At 72.8% G+C, this 16,898-nt stretch carries 18 protein-coding genes; 9 read left to right on the forward strand and 9 right to left on the reverse strand.

From position 1 onward, the window contains the following. Positions 1–28: 28 nt before the first annotated feature. Entirely contained in the window at positions 29–577 is a 549-nt protein-coding gene (gene thpR, locus EDD26_RS00180) for an RNA 2',3'-cyclic phosphodiesterase (protein WP_123695871.1), read from the forward strand. A gap of 6 nt (positions 578–583) precedes the next feature. On the opposite strand, the gene EDD26_RS00185 is transcribed toward thpR, so the two are convergent. The 6 genes from EDD26_RS00185 to EDD26_RS15020 all read right to left on the reverse strand — a co-directional run bounded on the left by EDD26_RS00185 (position 584) and on the right by EDD26_RS15020 (position 7,328). Then, positions 584–1,774 carry an aminotransferase-like domain-containing protein gene (locus tag EDD26_RS00185; protein ID WP_123695872.1) on the reverse strand — a complete coding sequence of 397 codons (1,191 nt, stop codon included), beginning with the start codon at positions 1,772–1,774 and terminating at the stop codon, positions 584–586. Positions 1,775–1,788: 14 nt separating this feature from the next. Then, positions 1,789–2,781 carry an FAD-dependent oxidoreductase gene (locus EDD26_RS00190; RefSeq protein ID WP_123695873.1) on the reverse strand — a complete coding sequence of 331 codons (993 nt, stop codon included), beginning with the start codon at positions 2,779–2,781 and terminating at the stop codon, positions 1,789–1,791. Next, a complete protein-coding gene (locus EDD26_RS00195; RefSeq protein ID WP_342769276.1) occupies positions 2,782–3,444 on the reverse strand; it encodes a methionine ABC transporter permease in 663 nt (220 codons plus the stop codon). Next, the gene (locus tag EDD26_RS00200; RefSeq protein ID WP_123695874.1) at positions 3,441–4,460 is read right to left on the reverse strand and encodes a methionine ABC transporter ATP-binding protein; all 1,020 of its coding nucleotides are present in this window, start codon (positions 4,458–4,460) and stop codon (positions 3,441–3,443) included. Before EDD26_RS00200 ends, EDD26_RS00195 begins: the two co-directional genes overlap by 4 nt. Before the next feature lie 42 nt (positions 4,461–4,502). After that, positions 4,503–5,444 (reverse strand): MetQ/NlpA family ABC transporter substrate-binding protein, encoded by a 942-nt coding sequence (locus EDD26_RS00205; protein ID WP_123695875.1) that lies wholly within the window; start codon positions 5,442–5,444, stop codon positions 4,503–4,505. 117 nt (positions 5,445–5,561) lie between these two features. Continuing rightward, positions 5,562–7,328, reverse strand: coding sequence for a GNAT family N-acetyltransferase (locus EDD26_RS15020; RefSeq protein WP_123695876.1), 1,767 nt, complete (start codon positions 7,326–7,328; stop codon positions 5,562–5,564). A 46-nt stretch (positions 7,329–7,374) separates the two neighbouring features. Between EDD26_RS15020 and EDD26_RS00215 the strand changes: the two genes are divergently transcribed. Both EDD26_RS00215 and EDD26_RS00220 read left to right on the forward strand, forming a co-directional pair. Continuing rightward, positions 7,375–8,154 (forward strand): alpha/beta fold hydrolase, encoded by a 780-nt coding sequence (locus EDD26_RS00215; RefSeq protein WP_123695877.1) that lies wholly within the window; start codon positions 7,375–7,377, stop codon positions 8,152–8,154. Positions 8,155–8,222: 68 nt separating this feature from the next. Further along, complete coding sequence (locus tag EDD26_RS00220; RefSeq protein WP_123695878.1) at positions 8,223–8,828, forward strand: dihydrofolate reductase family protein; 606 nt, start codon at positions 8,223–8,225, stop codon at positions 8,826–8,828. A gap of 76 nt (positions 8,829–8,904) precedes the next feature. On the opposite strand, the gene EDD26_RS00225 is transcribed toward EDD26_RS00220, so the two are convergent. After that, positions 8,905–9,171 (reverse strand): DUF3072 domain-containing protein, encoded by a 267-nt coding sequence (locus EDD26_RS00225; protein WP_123695879.1) that lies wholly within the window; start codon positions 9,169–9,171, stop codon positions 8,905–8,907. Positions 9,172–9,276: 105 nt separating this feature from the next. On the opposite strand from EDD26_RS00225, the gene EDD26_RS00230 reads away from it, so the two are divergent. Then, positions 9,277–9,636, forward strand: a complete 360-nt coding sequence (locus EDD26_RS00230; protein ID WP_123695880.1) for a nuclear transport factor 2 family protein — start codon at positions 9,277–9,279, stop codon at positions 9,634–9,636. Positions 9,637–9,653: 17 nt separating this feature from the next. Then, the gene (locus EDD26_RS00235) at positions 9,654–9,893 is read left to right on the forward strand and encodes a hypothetical protein (protein WP_123695881.1); all 240 of its coding nucleotides are present in this window, start codon (positions 9,654–9,656) and stop codon (positions 9,891–9,893) included. 14 nt (positions 9,894–9,907) lie between these two features. Here EDD26_RS00235 and EDD26_RS00240 read toward each other — a convergent pair whose 3' ends face one another. Beyond that, positions 9,908–11,146 carry a saccharopine dehydrogenase family protein gene (locus EDD26_RS00240; protein WP_123695882.1) on the reverse strand — a complete coding sequence of 413 codons (1,239 nt, stop codon included), beginning with the start codon at positions 11,144–11,146 and terminating at the stop codon, positions 9,908–9,910. A 182-nt stretch (positions 11,147–11,328) separates the two neighbouring features. Between EDD26_RS00240 and EDD26_RS00245 the strand changes: the two genes are divergently transcribed. The 4 genes from EDD26_RS00245 to EDD26_RS14785 all read left to right on the forward strand — a co-directional run bounded on the left by EDD26_RS00245 (position 11,329) and on the right by EDD26_RS14785 (position 15,181). Further along, positions 11,329–12,900, forward strand: a complete 1,572-nt coding sequence (locus EDD26_RS00245; protein WP_123695883.1) for an APC family permease — start codon at positions 11,329–11,331, stop codon at positions 12,898–12,900. After that, the gene (locus EDD26_RS00250; protein WP_123695884.1) at positions 12,897–13,313 is read left to right on the forward strand and encodes a universal stress protein; all 417 of its coding nucleotides are present in this window, start codon (positions 12,897–12,899) and stop codon (positions 13,311–13,313) included. The genes EDD26_RS00245 and EDD26_RS00250 overlap by 4 nt, the downstream gene beginning before the upstream one ends. Positions 13,314–13,394: 81 nt before the next feature. After that, complete coding sequence (locus EDD26_RS14780; RefSeq protein WP_211333798.1) at positions 13,395–14,735, forward strand: aspartate aminotransferase family protein; 1,341 nt, start codon at positions 13,395–13,397, stop codon at positions 14,733–14,735. Continuing rightward, positions 14,732–15,181 carry an Lrp/AsnC family transcriptional regulator gene (locus tag EDD26_RS14785; RefSeq protein WP_211333799.1) on the forward strand — a complete coding sequence of 150 codons (450 nt, stop codon included), beginning with the start codon at positions 14,732–14,734 and terminating at the stop codon, positions 15,179–15,181. The genes EDD26_RS14780 and EDD26_RS14785 overlap by 4 nt, the downstream gene beginning before the upstream one ends. Before the next feature lie 31 nt (positions 15,182–15,212). On the opposite strand, the gene EDD26_RS00260 is transcribed toward EDD26_RS14785, so the two are convergent. Continuing rightward, positions 15,213–16,877, reverse strand: a complete 1,665-nt coding sequence (locus EDD26_RS00260) for an ABC-F family ATP-binding cassette domain-containing protein (RefSeq protein ID WP_123695885.1) — start codon at positions 16,875–16,877, stop codon at positions 15,213–15,215. Positions 16,878–16,898 lie beyond the last annotated feature (21 nt).

A 16,898-nucleotide genomic window follows, 5' to 3' on the forward strand; every position in this document is an offset into this window, starting at 1 on the left:
GTGCCGTGCCCAGGCGTATGGTCCCTCCATGGGTCGGCGGATGTTCGTGGCGGTCGTGCCGCCCGACGACGTGCGCGAGGACCTCGCCGGGTTCCTCGAGCCTCGCGAGGGGCTGCGGTGGACGCCGGCCGAACGCCTGCACCTGACGCTCGCGTTCCTGCCCGACATGCCGGACCGCATCCTCGAGCCGCTCGACGAGCGCCTGCGCGCCGCGGTCGTCGACCTGCCTCCGTTCGCGTGCCGGCTCGCGGGCGCGGGCGCGTTCCCCCATCCCGACCGCCCAGCGGTGCTGTGGCTCGGCGTGGACCGCGGTCGCGCGGAGCTCGAGCACCTCGCGCTGCGCGTGCGGGGCGCCGCCAACACGATGGGCGCCGCCCCCGACGGGCAGCGCTTCGTGCCGCACGTCACCCTCGCCCGGCCGCCGCGGCAGCGCAGCGCCGTGCGGTGGCTGCGCGTGCTCGACGGCTACGGCTCGCGCACGTGGACCGTCGACGAGGTGTCGCTCATCGAGTCGCAGCTGCAGGGCCGCGGCCGACCCCGGCACGTCGAGGTCTCGGTGCTGCCGCTCGGCGGCTGAGCGCGCTCAGCCGAGCTGCCGCCACGCGCGGTGCAGGCGCTCGACGCCTTCGACGAGCGCCTCCGTCGGCTGCTCGCTGAACGACAGCCGCATCGTGCCGCGCAGGTGCGCGTCGTCGTCGACGGCGAACCACTCGCCGCGCTGGAAGAACACGCCCTCGTCCTGGGCGAGCGCGTGGAGGCGCGCGAAGTCGGCATCGCCGTGCAGCCGCGCCCACAGGAAGAAGCCGCCGCTCGGCTCCGTGATCTCGATGGCGTCGCCGAAGCGCGACTCGAGCGCCTGCTGCAGCGCTCTCGCCTTGCGCCCGTAGCCGACGCCCGCGGCCGCGAGCGCCGCCGGGTACTCCTGCCGCTGCACGATCCGCAGCACGAGCTCCTGCAGCGTGCCGCTCGTCAGCCCGTCGAGGCGGTTGCGCAGCCGCACGAACCGCTCGGCGAGCGCCTCGGGCACCACGATCCAGCCGACCCGGAGCGCGGGGCCGAGCGTCTTCGAGAAGGTGTTGACGGCGATGACGCGGTCGGAGTCGAGCTGCCTCGAGCGCACGTCGACCCCGCCGGGCTCGAAGCCGACCTCGCGATAGGGGTCGTCGAAGATGATCGTGAACCCGAAGCGGTCGGCGAGCTCGGCGAGCCGACGCGCGCGGTCGTCGGGCAGCGTGCCGCCAGAGGGGTTCTGGAAGGTCGGCACGGTGAAGAGCGCCTTGGGCCGCAGGCCGGCGAGCAGCCGCCGCTCGAGCTCGTCGACGTCGATGCCGTGCGCGTCGACCCGGATGGGCACAGGATGCGCGCCGACCAGGTCGAGCGTGCGCAGGAAGAGCGGGTACACCGGGTCGTCGACGACGATCTCGTCACCGGCGTCGAGGGTGCCGAGCACCGCGAGCGCGAGCCCGTGGGCGCCGCCGGTCGTGACGATCACGCGCTCCGCGTCGACGCCCTCGCGCTCGGCGATCCACGTACGCAGGGCGGGGATGCCCGGGGCGGGCACGTAGCGGAGCGAGGCCGCGAAGGCGTCGCCCTCGGTGAGGTCGCGAGCCGCGTCGCGGTAGAGCGCCGTGGGCAGCGCCTCGACGTCGGGGTTGCCGCCGCCGAGGTCGATGCTGCCGGGGCGGTGCTTGATGAGCGTCGCGTCGCCGAAGCCCTGGCGAGCCGGGAGCTGCTCGAGCAGCCGGCTCGCGGCGGTGCGGGTGTCAGGGACCATGGAGGTGCTCCTCGTCAGTGGGGATCGGGATGCTGCTGGGCGGGCGGGCGGGGCGGCTCGAGCCCGGCGTGCGGCTCGCCGTCGAGCCGGGCCGCGACCAGGCGCGCGAGCGCTGGAGCGAGCGTGACACCGCTGTGCGCGAGCACCACGAGGACACGCTCGTCGACCCGGTCCACGATCGGCAGCCCGTCGGCCGGCTGCGGCCGATGCGCGAAGCGCAGCTCGAGCAGGTCGTCCGCGTCGAGGCGGATGCCGTGCCGGGCCGCGATCGCGCGGAGCCGCCGCCAGACGAGGCGCTCGTCGAGCGGCAGCGCCTCGTCGGCGAGCTCCCGCTCGAGGGCGAGGGACTGCAGCACGAGCCCGTCGGCACCGTCGGGGCGGACGCTCAGCTCGTCGCCGAGCACCAGGCCGCCCGCCCACGACCGCGGCGCTCGCACGCGGGCGATGCCTCCGAGCTGCCCGATGACGCGGGTCAGCGCGGGGACCGCGGCTGCGGCGGGGAGGCCGCCGAGCAGGGCGGCCGTGCCGACGCCGGCGGCCAGGACGATGCGCTCGCCAGTGACCGCCTCGCCGGAGTCGAGCACCGCGGCGGCGCCGGCGGCATCCGCTCGCACGCTCGCCACGGCGGCGCCCGTGCGCACGATCCCGCTGTGCGCGAGGATGGTCGCCGCGTGCGACGCGGCGAAGGCGACGACGTCGACGACGCCGCCCTCCGCCACCTCGGTCCCCCACGCGTCCGCGGTCATCGGCGCGAACCACGGCTCGCTCGCCGCCGCGGACGACGCGGCGTGCAGGCGGATCGCCTCGCGCCGCAGCGCCGCGTGGTGCTCGGACCCCGTCGCGTGCGCGTTCGCCCAGGCGAAGCTCGCGCCGCTCGCGACCGAGCACAGCGCCGGCTCGCGCTCGAGCAGCGTAACCCGCCAGCCCGCGTCCGCCGCCTCGGCGGCGACGGCGAGCCCGAGCACGCCGCCGCCCACGACCACGAGCCGTGCGTCCCGCCCGCGCACCTAGAGGAACCTGCGGGCGAGCCGGTTGCCGAGCAGCTGCACGAGCTGCACGAGGCCGATGAGCACCAGCACGATGAGCAGCATGATCGGGTAGTCGAAGCGCTGGTAGCCGTAGGTGAGCGCCAGGTTGCCGAGCCCGCCGCCGCCGACGGCGCCCGCGACCGCGGTCGCATCGATGAGGGCGACGAAGATGAAGGTGAGCGAGAGGATGAGCGGCCCGAGCGCCTCGCGCACGACGAAGCCGAACAAGATGTGGAGCGGCTTGGCGCCGACCGCCGTCGCCGCCTCGACGACGCTCGGATCGACCCCGACGAGGTTCGACTCCGCGACGCGGGCGATGCCGACGCCCGCCGCGATCGTGAGCGGCAGGATCGCGGCGGACGGCCCGATGCTCGTGCCGATGAGGGCTCGCGTCACGGGGGTGAGCGCGATGAGCAGGATGATGAACGGGATCGGGCGCAGCGTGTTCACGACGAGGTTGAGCACGAAGTGCGCGACGCGGTGCTGCAGCAGCTGCCCGCTCCGCGTCGCGTAGAGGAAGATGCCGAGCAGCAGCCCCAGGATCGAGGCGAAGAAGAACGACGCCGTCACCATGTAGAGCGTCTCCCCCAGAGCGGTCGCGACCCGGGGCACATCGGTGTCGACATCGATGAGCGCGGTCACCACTGCGACACCTCCGCGCGCTCCGAGAGCCCGGCGACGAACCGGTCGACGTCGGCGTCGGCGCCGTGGAGCGCGAGGCTCAGCTGCCCGTACGGGCGCCGCTTCACCCGCTCCACCCCGCCCTGGATGACGGCGAAGTCGACGCCGTGCTCGCGCGCCAGGCGGCTGAGCACCGGGTCATGCACGAGCGCGTCGTCGATCACCACCGAGATGCGGCGGCTGGCGTGCTCCACGCGCAGTGCCTGCCGGTCGGCATCCGTCAGCACCGTGCGCGCGTACGGCGCGACGAGCGCCGTCGTCTCGGCGTGCTGCGGGCGGGCCAGGATCTGGTGGATGTCGCCGCTCTCCACCACTGCGCCGTGGCTCAGGATCGACACCCGGTCCGCGAGCCGCGCGATCACGTCCATCTCGTGGCTGACGACCACGATCGTGATGCCGAGCTCCTCGTTGATCGACCGCAGCAGCGCCACAATGTCGCTCGTCGTCTGCGGGTCGAGCGCGCTCGTCGCCTCGTCGGCGAGCAGGATCGACGGGTGGTTCGCGATCGCGCGGGCGATGCCGACGCGCTGCTTCTGGCCGCCGGACAGCTGGCGCGGCCGCGCGAAGGCCTTGCCGCCGAGGCCCACGAAGTCGAGCAGCTCGGCGACGCGGCTGCGGATCGCGTCCTGCTTCCAGCCCGCGAGACGCAGCGGCGTCGCGATGTTGTCGTAGACCGATCGCGAGCTCCACAGGCCGAACTGCTGGAACACCATCCCGATCGTGCGCCGCAGGCGCCGCAGCTCCTCGGCGCTCAGGCCGCCGACGTCGACGCCGTCGACGAGCACCTCGCCGGACGTCGGTCGCTCGAGCGCGTTGATCGTGCGCAGCAGCGTCGACTTGCCGGCGCCGGAGCGGCCGATGAGCCCGTAGATCTCACCGGCCTCCACCGACAGGTCGATGCCGTCGAGGGCGAGCGCTCCTCCCGCCTTGGCGTCGTACTGCTTCGTCACGCCGGTCAGGCGGATGCGTTCGGTCATGGTTCCTTCAGCCTGGCGGGGCGGTGGGCGTGCGGCGCTCCGCTACTGGGCGACGAGCTCCGCGAGGGCGCTGCGCAGCTCGTCCACGGGCAGCTCGACGATCGTCGCCTCGCCGCGCTTCTCCTCCTCGAGCGCCGCCTCGACGCGCGCGTCGCGGTACGTCTGCTCGAGCAGCGGCCATGCCTCGTCGTCGACGTTCTCGGGCGTCGTCGCGGCGATGAGCACGTAGGGGCTCGACGACGGCGACGTCGCGTCCTCGAGCTGCAGCGCATCCTCGCTCGTGATCTCGAGCGCGGGATCGAAGTCGTCGACCGCGATGACCACGCCGGCGATCGACGGGTCGGCGTAGGCCGTCTGCACGGACTCGTGAGCGATGCGCACGAGCTCGAGGTCGCGGTCGTTCGCCGTGATGTCCTCGTCGGTCGGGAAGACGCCGGCGTCGTCGGCGACCTCGATGAGGCCGGCCGACTCGAGGATGAAGAGCGCGCGAGAGAAGTTCGAGGGGTCGTCGGGCACGGCGATGCGGGCGCCGTCCGCGATGTCGTCGACGGAGGCGGCGTCCTCGGAGAAGAGCCCCCACGCGGTCACGACGGTCGAGAACAGCGGCGTGATGTCGGCGTCGTTCTCGCGGTTGAACTGGCTGAGCCACGCGACGTGCTGGAAGACGTTCGCGTCGAGCTCGCCTGCGACCAGCGCGGTGTTCGGCAGATAGGGGTCGTCGAAGTTGACGAACTCGATGTCGAGCCCGTTCTCGCGGCCGACCTCGACGATCGTGTCCTGGAAGTCGCTCTGCGCGGTGTCGCCGATGCGGAGCGGGATGAGCTCGTCGGCGGCCGGCGTCCCCGACTGCACGGCCACCGCGGTCGCGGCACCGCCTGCGACGACGACCGCCGCCGCGACGCCGGCGATGATGCCGAGCCTGCGGCGCGAGCCGCGCTTCGCGAGGTGCTCGTCGATCTCGGAGCGGCTGGAATCGTTCGTCATGGGTCCTCCTCGGGCAGGGCGCGAGCGGCGCCGGGGTCTGCCATCACGCTAGGCACTGGCGGCCACAACGTCACATGAGGGTGACGCAGGGCGTCACAATCGCGCCGCGGCGCCGGCTCAGAGCGGCCGCTTGAGCCCGACGTGGCTCTCGCCGTACCCGAGCCGGGCGTAGAAGGCGCGCGCCCGCTCGCGGGCGCGGTCGGTGGTGAGCTGGGCGAGCGCTGCACCGCGGGCCCGGCCGTGCTCATGCGCCCACTCGAGCATCGCCGACCCGAGGCCGCTCGAGCGCTCGTGCGCAGCCACGCGCACGCCCTCGATCTGCAGCCGGGTGCTGCCACCGCGCGAGAGCCCCGGGATGATCGAGAGCTGCATCGTGCCGACGACCCGCTCGGCCTCGTCGACGACCACGGCGAGGTAGTGGGTCGAGTCCCGGGTGACGGCATCGAAGGCCGACTCGTAGCCCGCGAGCTCCGCGACCTCGCGCTCGCGCCCCAGCTCGTCGTCGGACAGCAGCGCGACGAGCACCGGTACGTCGTCACGGGCGGCCCTGCGCACGCGGAAGCGCCGGTCGCCGATGGTCAGCCGCCCGCCGACCGACGTCCGTGCCTCGGTCCGCAGCCGGGCCACGAGCGCGTCGAGCCACGCGCCGACGCTCGCACGCGCCTCCTCCGTGTCGGGGTAGCGGCAGCGCAGGTGCAGTCCCGCCTCGTCGAGGATGAACCACAGCATGACGCCGTCGGTGCGGATGGAGGCGCCCACGTACTGCGCCTGCAGCCCGGCCGCGTCGATGCGCACCGGCAGCCGCCGGAGGTCGAGCCACGAGATCGCGAACATGCCCGGGGCCTCCGGCATGCCGCCCCACGGCCGCAGCACGTCCTCGAGCGGCCACGAGCCGAGCTGCACGGCCTCCTTGACGGCCGCCGCGCTCGCGCGCGCATCCGCATCCGCCGACTCGAGCACCGAGTTCGTGATGAACCAGCCCGCGGCGTCGTGCCACTGCGCGTCGTAGCGGCTGTGCACGGGGAAGACGGCGCGCAGCGGCGTGCCGGCCAGCTCGTGCGTCACCGCGGTCATCGCCGAGACCACGAGCGCGAGCGTCGAGACGCCGCCGTCGCGGGCCTGCGTCGAGAACGCGGCGCTGTCGTCGACGTCGAGCACGTCGCGCACCTCGACCCGCTCGGACTCCGGCGACTCCGCCGTGCCGAGCGGCAGCGGGAATCGCGGCATCACGCCGCCGCTCGCCTCGAGCACCTCCGCCCAGCGCCGGCGCAGCGCATCCGGGGCACCGTCGCGCTCCCGCAGCTCGCGCGTGTGGTCGGCGAAGGCCGGCGCGGGCGGCAGCAGCGGCACGCGGCCCTCGCGCACCTCGCCGAGCGCCGTGAGCAGGTCGCGAGCGAGCACGAGCATCGACCAGAGGTCGACGTGCGCGTGATCGGCGGCGAGCACGACCGTCGGGCCCTCGGCGGACTCGAGCACGCAGAGCCGGTGCGACGGGGCGCGATACGGCGAGCAGGCGTCGTCGAGCACGTCGCGCAGCGCATCGTTCACGGCTTGCCCCGATGCGATCGGATGCTCGACCCAGGCGCCCGGGCGCACGTCGACCTCGTGGAGCCGCGGTCCGTCGTCGCCCGGCGTGAACGCGGTGCGCAGGGTGGCGTGCCGCGCGATGACCGCCATCCACGCGGCCTCGAGGTCGTCGAGCGCGACCGGCTCGCGCATCCGGAAGGACAGCGCCATCCAGGAGCCGGCGCGCTCCCCGGCGCCCACGTGGCGGCGCTGGTCGAACGACACCGGCAGCTCGACGTCGGTCGGCGTCGCGGCCACGTCGAAGCCGTGCAGCCGACCGAAGGGCAGCCGCAGGTGCGCCACGTTGGTCAGCCGCATGCGGGTAGCCTACGGAGCCCCTGCTGTCTGCGACCCAGGAGCCGCCGTGCCGACCTTCACCGTTCCGGACGCCGAGCTCGACGTCGAGCTGAGCGACGAGGGCGGTCGACCGGTGGTGCAGCTGCACGGCCTGACGTCGAGCCGCCTCCGCGACCGGGTGCTGCACCTCGACCTGGGTCGCGGCCTCAGCGGCACGCGGCTGCTGCGCTACGACGCGCGCGGTCACGGCCGCTCGACCGGGCGCGCGGTGCCGGACGACTACCGCTGGTCGGTGCTCGCCGACGACCTGCTGCGCCTCCTGGACGCGTGGTTCCCCGGCGAGCGCGTCCACGGCGTCGGGCCCTCGATGGGCACGGCGACCCTGCTGCACGCCGCGGTGCGCGAACCGGATCGGTTCAGCGGGCTGACGCTCATGGTGCCCGCGACCGCGTGGGAGACGCGGGTCCCGCGCGCGGACGAGTACCGGCGGGCCGCCGCGTTCGTCGAGCAGCACGGGCTCGCCCGGTTCGTCGCCGCTGAACGGGGCGCAGCACCGCCGCCCGCGAACGCCGGCGCACCGCCCACGGAGCCGGAGGTGGCGGAGGCGCTGCTCCCCTCCGTGCTGCGGGGCGCGGCGCTCAGCGACCTCCCGAGCCCCGAGTCGCTCGCGGCCCTCGGCATGCCGACCACGATCCTGGCGTGGACCGACGACCCGGCACATCCGCTCTCGACCGCCGAGCGGCTCGTGCAGCTGCTGCCCGATGCGACGCTGCGCGTGGCGTCGACGCCGGCCGAGCTGGCCCGCTGGCCGCAGGTGCTGCTCGAGGACGTCGCACGCAGGTCGTAGCGCGCGCATCCTGGCCATCGACGCGCGCTCGCGCGACCGCCATGATGCGAGGGGGCGAGGAGGCGCGGATGGGCGATGCGGCGGGCACGGTCTCGTGCGACGTGGGGATCTCGGCCGACGGCTTCGTCGCCGGCCCCGGCCAGACGCTGGAGGAGCCGCTCGGGCGCGGCGCCGAGGCGCTGCACCGGTGGATGTTCGAGACCGAGGAGGAGAACGCCGCCGAGATCGCGGCGATCCTCGGCCACGGCGCCTACATCATGGGCCGCAACATGTTCGGACCGGTGCGCGGCGAGTGGGACGAGCCGTGGCGCGGCTGGTGGGGCGATGAGCCGCCCTACCGCGCACCCGTCTTCGTGCTCACCCACCACCCGCACGAGCCGATCGAGATGGAGGGCGGCACCACCTTCCACTTCGTGACCGACGGCCCCGAGGCGGCGCTGGCGCGAGCGCGCGAGGCGGCCGGGGACCGCACCATCTCGGTGGCGGGCGGCGCGAGCACGATCGACCAGTTCCTCGCCGCGGGGCTCCTCGACGAGCTGCGGCTGCACATCGCGCCGATCGTGCTGGGCGCGGGTGAGCGGCTGTTCGCCGCCTCCGGGCCGGTCGAGCTGCAGCCCGTCGCGTCGCGCACCGCCTCGCTCGTCACGCACGTCACCTATCGGTTGGAGCGATAGGTCGGTTGGAGCGATACGCCGGGTCGAGCGACGGGGTCGGCCGGCGAGCTGACGCCGCGGCCGCCCCACGCTCGCGTCAGCCCTGGCCGGAGTCGCTGCGCAGGCGATCGATGTGCTGCGACGCCTCCGCCTTCGAGAGGTCGGCGGGCAGCTCCTCGCCCGCCTGCTTCGCGAGCGTGTCGAGGTACGAGCGCTGCGCCGCGGTCATCGGGTCGTCGCCGCTCACCCAGTCTGCCGGGTCCTTCTCGAGCGTCGAGTCCTGCGCGTCGCCGGTCGCCCCGATCGTCTCGCCCTGCGTGTCGGGCTGCTCGTCGGGCTGTGCCTGCGGGGTCACGTCGGTCATGGTCGCCTCCTGCGGATCGGGGGGCTCACGGTACTCCGGCGCGCCGACAGGCACCTGTGCACGACGCCCCTTCCGCGCCGCGGCGCGCTGCGGTAGGAACGCAGCATGACGACCGGACAGCGCTGGCTCGAGGGCTACATCCGCGCCTGGGCGTCGAAGGACCCGGCGGACGTGCGCGCCATCTTCACCGACGACGCCGAGTACCGGTTCCGCCCCGACGATCCCGAGCCCGTGCGCGGGATCGACGCGATCGTCCGGATGTGGGGCGAGCCGGAGTCGCCGAACCCGCGGCACGACCTGCGCGTGCTCATCGAGGACGAGCGGCTCGCGATCATCACGGGCACCGTCGTCTATCCCGACCACGCGTCCTACGTGAACCTCTGGGAGGTCCACCTGGCGGACGACGGCCGGGCGCAGCGCTTCGTCGAGTGGTTCATGACGCCACCCGATGCCGGGGACGACTGATCGGAAGAGGGACGACCATGGGACTGCGCGACATGCTGTTCGGCAAGGCGTCGGGCCAGGCGCCGCCCACGACCCGGCCCGACGTGCCCACCCGCTGGGAGGTCACAGCGCAGCAGGGCAGGAGGACTGGCCGCGCGCTCCGCGACCTCACGGCGGTGCTGCGCGGCCAGTCCCGCTCGGCCCAGGTCATCTGCTCCTACGGCCACCCCGTGCCGCCGGGCAGCACGACCTGCGCCTACGGGCACTGGATCGGCTGACCGGCGGCGCCGGCTCACGCCGTCGGCGCGACCTCCATCTGCCCCCACGGGCTGCCGTACTCCCCCAGCAGGTCGAGGAAGGGCTTGGGCGGCATCGCCTCCGGGCCCAGCACGCCCGCGCCCGACCACACGCCGGTCGCGAGCAGCTCGAGGGCGATCACCGGGTTGATGGCCGTCTGCCACACGACGCACTGGTGGCCGTACTCCTCCATCGACCAGGCGTTGTCGACCACGTGGTAGAGGTACGTCGACCGCGGCTGCCCGTCCTTGCCGGTGCCGCGCACCCACACGCCGGCGCAGGTCTTGCCCGTCATCACCGGGCCGATGGATGCCGGGTCCGGCAGGCACGCCGCCACGACGTCGCGGGGCGAGACCTCGACCCCGCCGACGCGCACCTTCTCGGTGCGGTCGAGACCGAGCGTGTGCAGCGTCTGCAGCACGCCGATGAACTCCGACCCGAGCCCGTACTTGAAGGTGACCCGCTCGCAGTCGAGCCAGCGCGGCATGAGGAGCACCTCCTCGTGCTCGACGTTGACGCACTCGACGGGGCCGATCCCCTCGGGGAAGTCGAACACCTCCGGCTCGCTGAACGGCGCGGTCGTGTACCAGCCGCCGTCCGTCTCGGCGCGCGAGCGCTCCCAGATCACCGGCGGGTTGAGGCACTCCTCGATCGTCGTCCAGATCGAGAACGACGGCGCGAAGATCTCGTTGCCGTCGTCGTCGTGCACCGCGAGGTTGGCGCCGTCGCGCGTGCCGAGCTCGGTGATGCTGCTGAAGAGCTCGTCCGAGGCGTAGCGGGCGAGCACGTCGGAGAGCCCGGGCTCGACGCCCATCCCGACGAGCGCGAGCCTGCCCGCCGACTCCCACTGCTCGGCCTTGCCGAACTGCTCGTCGCCGAGCTTGAGCCCGACCTTCGCGTAGGGCTCGTCGGCGTGCCGCTTCGAGAGGCTCATCGCCATGTCGAGGTAGTCGGCGCCGGCCGCGAGCGCGCCGTCGAAGATGGGCATGACGAAGCGCGGGTCGACGGCGTTCATGACGTGCGTGATGCGGTGCTCGCGGCACAGCGCCGCGACGGAGTCCGGACTCGACGCGTCGACCTGCGCCGAGGAGAACCGGGGATCTACCGCTGCCGCCTTGCGTGCGCGTGCCTCGTCGTAGTCGGCGATCACGATGCTCTCGAAGAAGTCCCGACGGGCCGCGATCGCGGCGAACGCTCCTCCGACACCTCCGGCTCCCACCAGCAGGATCCGCATGACGCTCCTCTCGTGCCAGCGCCCTGCCGTGCGGCTCCCGCACGGCGACACGACGCTGATCGAGCGAGACTCTAGTAGAACGGCGACGGATTCAGTAGTGTCTGCCGTCAAGGAGGACGGATGCAGCACCCACAGCCCGGGTGAAGCGCCGGATCCGCCGAACTGCGCACAAGGGAGCAGTCGTGACCGATCACCGCACCACCCCCGTCACCGGGGGTCCTGCCAAGCTCAAGCCGAACGCCATCGGCTTCTTCGACGCCCTCGTCATCGGGCTCGCCTCGACATCGCCGGCGTACACGATCGCCGCCATCATCGGCGGCCTGGTGCTCTACACGGGGGTGCACGCGCCCGGCATCATGCTCGCGAGCTTCATCCCGATGCTGCTGATCGCCTCGGCGTTCTACTACCTCAACACGGTCGACCAGGACTGCGGCACCACCTTCTCGTGGGTGACGCGCGCGATGGGGCCGTGGTTCGGCTGGATCGGCGGCTGGGCGATCGCGATGACGGGCGTGCTCATCGTCGGCTCGCTCGCCGAGGTCGGCGTGCGCTACTCGCTGCTGACCGTCGGGCTCGAGGATCTCGCGTACGACCCGGTGGCCATCCGCGTGCTCACCGTGCTGCTCATCATCGTGATGACCGCGATCTGCGTGTGGGGCACCGAGATCTCTGCCCGGCTGCAGAACGTGCTCATCGTGTTCCAGATCGTCTCGCTGCTCGTCTTCGCGGTCGTCGCGCTCACGCAGGTCTTCACGAACACCTCGGCGTTCGACTCGATCACCCCGTCGTGGGAGTGGCTCAACCCGTTCGGCGGCGGCTGGGAAGGCGTGACGGCGGGCCTGCTGCTCGGCGTCTTCGCCTACTGGGGCTGGGAGTCGGCGGTCAACCTCACCGAGGAGACGACGAACTCGTCGCAGTCCCCCGGCAAGGCCGCCATCTGGTCGACCATCGTGCTGCTCGTCACCTACCTGTCGGTGACCATCGCCGTCGTCGCCCTCGCCGGCGACGCGTTCCTGGCCGAGACCGCCGACGAGGAGGACGCGATCTTCCAGGTGCTCGCCACGGACACGATGGGCCCCTGGGCCTGGGTCGTGATGCTGTCGGTCGCCACCTCGGCCATCGCCTCCACCCAGACGACGATCATCCCCGCATCGCGCACCGGGCTCAGCATGGCCCGACGCGGCGCGCTGCCGAAGATGTTCGGCCACATCCACCCGCGGTTCCGCACGCCCGATGTCTCCACCTGGTGGGTCGCCGGCATCGCGAGCGCGTACTACCTCGTGGTCGGCCTGCTGAGCGAGACCGCGCTGTGGGACACGCTCACCGCCCTCGGCCTGCTGATCGCCTTCTACTACGCGCTCACGGGCATCGCCTGCGCCATCTACTTCCGCAAGCGGCTCACGAAGAGCGTGAAGAGCTTCGTGCTCATCGGGGTCGGCCCCGTGCTCGGCTCGCTGCTGCTCATCTGGCTGCTCATCTCGGCGATCATCGACTACGGCAACCCCGAGAACGCGTACACCGAGACCCCCTGGTTCGGCGTCGGCCCGCCCCTCGTGATCGGCATCGGCATCTTCGCCACCGGTGTCGTGCTGATGATCATCTGGTACTTCCGCGACCGCCGGTACTGGGAGGAGCGCCCGAGCACCGCGGAGCAGCCGATCGTGCGGATCGACACGACGTCCGTCGGCACCGGATCCGTCGGCCGCGGCGCGGTCGGCAGCGGCGCAGCGGGCAGCGGGGAGACGAAGCCATGAGCGTCCTCCTCGGCTACGACGAGTCGCCCGGCGCCAAGGCCGCGCTGACGATCGCGATCGACGTCGCGAGCCGCTACGGCGAGCAGCTCGTCGTCGTCTACGGCACCGAGCCGCCCGGCGGCGTCGGCGAGGAGCGGCGCACGCACGAGGCGATGCTGCAGCAGTGGGGACGCGAGGCCGTGGGCCACGCGCTCGACGCCGCCGCAGCCGCCGGTGTGGATGCCGTCACCGAGCTCGTGTCGGCGCGGCCCGTCGACGCGCTGCTCGAGCAGGCGGAGCGGCACGATGCCCGCCTCATCGTCGTCGGCACGTGGGGCGAGAGCCCCATCCGCGGCGCCATCCTCGGCTCGACCCCGCACAAGCTGCTGCACCTGAGCCGCCGACCCGTGCTCTGCGTGCCGCTGCCGACCTGACCGCCGGCGACGCATCCCGCGACAGTAGCCGCGCGCCAGCATCCGAGCGCACCGAACGACCACCACCGACGAAGGAGCCCCATGCCCGCCCCCGCCGACCACCTGTGGATGCACTTCACACGCATGGCCAGCGCCGATGCGGCGCCAGTCATCGTGCGGGGTGAGGGCGCCTACATCTGGGACGACCGCGGCAAGCGGTATCTCGACGGCCTCGCCGGGCTGTTCGTCAACCAGCTCGGGCACGGGCGGGAGGACCTCGCCGCGGTCGCGGCGCAGCAGGCGTCGACGCTCGCGTTCTTCCCGCTCTGGTCGTACGCGCATCCGAGCGCGATCGACCTGGCCGACAAGCTGGCGTCCCTCGCCCCCGGCGACCTCGACCGCGTGTTCTTCACGAGCGGCGGCAGCGAGGCGGTCGAGAGCGCGTGGAAGCTGGCGAAGAACTACTTCAAGCTCACCGGCCGGCCGATGAAGCACAAGGTCATCAGCCGGGCGATCGCGTACCACGGCACCACGCACGGTGCGCTGTCGATCACGGGGCTGCCGCCGCTCAAGGCGCAGTTCGAGCCGCTCGTGCCCTCGACGTTCCGCGTGCCGAACACGAACCAGTACCGCGCGCCGATCCACGCCGACGATCCCGAGGCCTTCGGCCGCTGGGCCGCCGACCAGATCGCGGTCGCGATCGAGCAGGAGGGGCCCGAGACCGTCGCGGCGGTCTTCCTCGAGCCGGTGCAGAACGCCGGGGGATGCTTCCCTCCCCCGCCCGGGTACTTCCAGCGGGTGCGCGAGATCTGCGACGAGTACGACGTGCTGCTCGTCTCGGACGAGGTGATCTGCGCGTTCGGGAGGCTCGGCACGATGTTCGGCGCCGAGCGATATGGCTACCAGCCCGACATCATCACGTGCGCGAAGGGCCTCACCTCGGGCTACGCGCCGCTCGGCGCGATGATCGCGAGCGAGCGGCTGTTCGAGCCCTTCGCCCAGCCCGGTGCGATGTTCGCGCACGGGTACACCTTCGGCGGCCACCCGGTGGCGACCGCCGTCGGGCTCGCGAACCTCGAGATCTTCGAGCGCGAGGGCGTGCTCGAGCACGTGCGGGCCAACGAGGGCGCCTTCCGCACCACGCTCGAGGGGCTGCTCGACCTGCCGATCGTCGGCGACGTGCGCGGCGACGGCTACTTCTACGGGATCGAGCTCGTGAAGGACAAGGGCACCCGCGAGACCTTCGACGACGACGAGAGCGAGCGGCTGCTGCGCGGCTACCTCTCCGGCGCGCTCTTCGAGGCCGGCCTCTACTGCCGGGCCGACGACCGGGGCGACCCCGTCATCCAGCTGTCGCCCCCGCTCATCTGCGACCAGTCGCACTTCGACGAGATCGGGCAGATCCTGCGCGGCGTGCTCTCCGAGGCGGGGTCGCGGCTGTGAGCCTCCCCGACGCGCAGGACAAGGCGATCATCGCCGAGCTCCAGCGCGACGGGCGTGCGCCGTACGCGGCGATCGCCGAGACGGTGGGCCTCAGCGAGACCGCGGTGCGGAAGCGCGTGAAGCGGCTGACGGATGCCGGGGTCATGCAGATCGTGGCCGTCACCGACCCGATGCAGCTCGGCTTCGCCCGCCAGGCGATGATCGGCATCCGCGTCTCCGGCGAGCTCGAGCCGGTCGCCGAAGCAGTGTCGGCGCTGGGCGAGGTCGACTACGTCGTCATCACGGCCGGCTCCTACGACGTGCTCGCCGAGGTCGTCTGCGAGAGCGACGCGCACCTGCTCGAGCTCGTGTCGCAGCGCATCCGCTCGATCGACGGCGTGCGCGAGACCGACACGCTCATGTACCTGAAGCTGCAGCAGCAGAGCTACGCGTGGGGCGTGCGGTAGCGCGCCCGCCAGCCTCCCCTCGCGGCGAGCGTCAGCGCTCGGTGACCTGACCGGCCTCGACGCGCCAGTGCCGGTCCGTGCGGACCGTCTCGAGCATCCGCCGGTCGTGGGTCACGAGCAGCAGCGTGCCGTCGTAGGTGTCGAGCGCCTGCTCGAGCTGCTCGATCGCCGGCAGGTCGAGGTGGTTCGTCGGCTCGTCGAGCACGAGCAGGTTGACGCCACGCGCCTGCAGCAGCGCGAGCCCCGCACGCGTGCGCTCGCCGGGCGAGAGCTCGTCGACCGGGCGGCCGACGTGATCGGCCCGCAGCCCGAACTTCGCGAGCAGCGTGCGCACCTCCCCCGACGCGAGCTCGGGGATGAGCGCCTCGAACGCCACCGCCAGCGGCTGCGACCCCGCGAGCAGCGAGCGGGCCTGGTCGATCTCGCCGATCCGCACGCTCGCACCCAGGCTCGCCGAGCCCTCGTCGGGCGACTGCTGACCGAGGAGCGCCCGCAGCAGCGTCGACTTGCCGGCGCCGTTCGGCCCGGTGATGCCGATGCGCTCCCCCGCGTTCACCTGGAGCGACACCGGCCCGAGCGTGAACGAACCCTGCCGGAGCACGGCACCGCCGAGGGTCGACACGACCGAGCTCGACCGCGGCGCCGCCCCGATCGTGAACTCGAGCTGCCACTCCTTGCGCGGCTCCTCGACCTCCTCGAGGCGCGCGATGCGGCTCTCCATCTGGCGCACCTTCTGCGCCTGCTTCTCGCTCGACTCCGTCGACGCCTTGCGGCGGATCTTGTCGTTGTCGGGTGCCTTCTTCATCGCGTTGCGCACGCCCTGGCTCGACCACTCGCGCTGCGTTCGCGCGCGCGACACGAGATCGGCCTTCTTGTCGGCGAACTCGTCGTACTGCTCGCGCGCGTGGCGGCGGATGGTCGCGCGCTCCTCGAGGTAGGCGTCGTAGCCGCCGCCGTAGATGCGGTTCGAGCTCTGCGCGAGGTCGAGCTCGAGCACGCGGGTCACGCAGCGCGCGAGGAACTCGCGGTCGTGGCTCACGAGCACCACACCGCCGCGGAGCCCGCGCACGAACTCCTCGAGCCGCTCGAGGCCGTCGAGGTCGAGGTCGTTCGTCGGCTCGTCGAGCAGCACGATGTCGAAGCGCGACAGCAGCAGCGCGGCGAGGCCGACGCGCGCCGCCTGGCCGCCCGACAGCGACGTCATGAGCGCCTCCTCGATCGACGCCCCGTGCAGCTCGAGGCCGAGGTCGGCGAGCACGATCGGCAGCCGCTCGTCGAGGTCGGCGGCGCCGCTCGCGAGCCAGCGGTCGAGCGCGGCGGAGTAGGCGTCCGCCGGGTCGACGCCCGCGGGCGCGAGCGACGGGTCGCCGAGGGCCGCTGCCGCCGCGTCCATGTCGGCGGTCGCCTGCCCGCATCCGGTGCGCCGCCCGATGTAGTCGGTGACCGTCTCGCCGACGACGCGCTCGTGCTCCTGCGGCAGCCACCCGACGAAGGCGTCGGCCGGCGCGAGCGCGACCGTGCCGGCCTGCGGCTCGTCGATGCCCGCGAGCAGCCGCAGCAGCGTCGACTTGCCAGCGCCGTTCGCGCCGACGACGCCGACGACATCGCCCGGGGCGACGGTGAGGTCGAGCGAGTCGAAGAGCGTGCGATGGCCGTATCCGCCGGCGAGGCCCTGAGCGACGAGCGTTGCGGTCATCCGCCCATCCTCTCAGCCCGT

It is taken from the genome of Agrococcus jenensis (assembly GCF_003752465.1).
GTDB lineage: Bacteria > Actinomycetota > Actinomycetes > Actinomycetales > Microbacteriaceae > Agrococcus > Agrococcus jenensis.

Excerpts from the sequence above, each read along its gene's own strand:
- thpR (WP_123695871.1), top strand. The coding sequence starts at position 29 with ATGGGTCGGCGGATGTTCGTGGCGGTCGTGCCGCCCGACGACGTGCGC.
- EDD26_RS00185 (WP_123695872.1), bottom strand. The coding sequence starts at position 1,774 with ATGGTCCCTGACACCCGCACCGCCGCGAGCCGGCTGCTCGAGCAGCTC.
- EDD26_RS00200 (WP_123695874.1), bottom strand. The coding sequence starts at position 4,460 with ATGACCGAACGCATCCGCCTGACCGGCGTGACGAAGCAGTACGACGCC.
- EDD26_RS00205 (WP_123695875.1), bottom strand. The coding sequence starts at position 5,444 with ATGACGAACGATTCCAGCCGCTCCGAGATCGACGAGCACCTCGCGAAG.
- EDD26_RS15020 (WP_123695876.1), bottom strand. The coding sequence starts at position 7,328 with ATGCGGCTGACCAACGTGGCGCACCTGCGGCTGCCCTTCGGTCGGCTG.
- EDD26_RS00220 (WP_123695878.1), top strand. The coding sequence starts at position 8,223 with ATGGGCGATGCGGCGGGCACGGTCTCGTGCGACGTGGGGATCTCGGCC.
- EDD26_RS00225 (WP_123695879.1), bottom strand. The coding sequence starts at position 9,171 with ATGACCGACGTGACCCCGCAGGCACAGCCCGACGAGCAGCCCGACACG.
- EDD26_RS00230 (WP_123695880.1), top strand. The coding sequence starts at position 9,277 with ATGACGACCGGACAGCGCTGGCTCGAGGGCTACATCCGCGCCTGGGCG.
- EDD26_RS00235 (WP_123695881.1), top strand. The coding sequence starts at position 9,654 with ATGGGACTGCGCGACATGCTGTTCGGCAAGGCGTCGGGCCAGGCGCCG.
- EDD26_RS00240 (WP_123695882.1), bottom strand. The coding sequence starts at position 11,146 with ATGCGGATCCTGCTGGTGGGAGCCGGAGGTGTCGGAGGAGCGTTCGCC.
- EDD26_RS00250 (WP_123695884.1), top strand. The coding sequence starts at position 12,897 with ATGAGCGTCCTCCTCGGCTACGACGAGTCGCCCGGCGCCAAGGCCGCG.
- EDD26_RS14780 (WP_211333798.1), top strand. The coding sequence starts at position 13,395 with ATGCCCGCCCCCGCCGACCACCTGTGGATGCACTTCACACGCATGGCC.
- EDD26_RS00260 (WP_123695885.1), bottom strand. The coding sequence starts at position 16,877 with ATGACCGCAACGCTCGTCGCTCAGGGCCTCGCCGGCGGATACGGCCAT.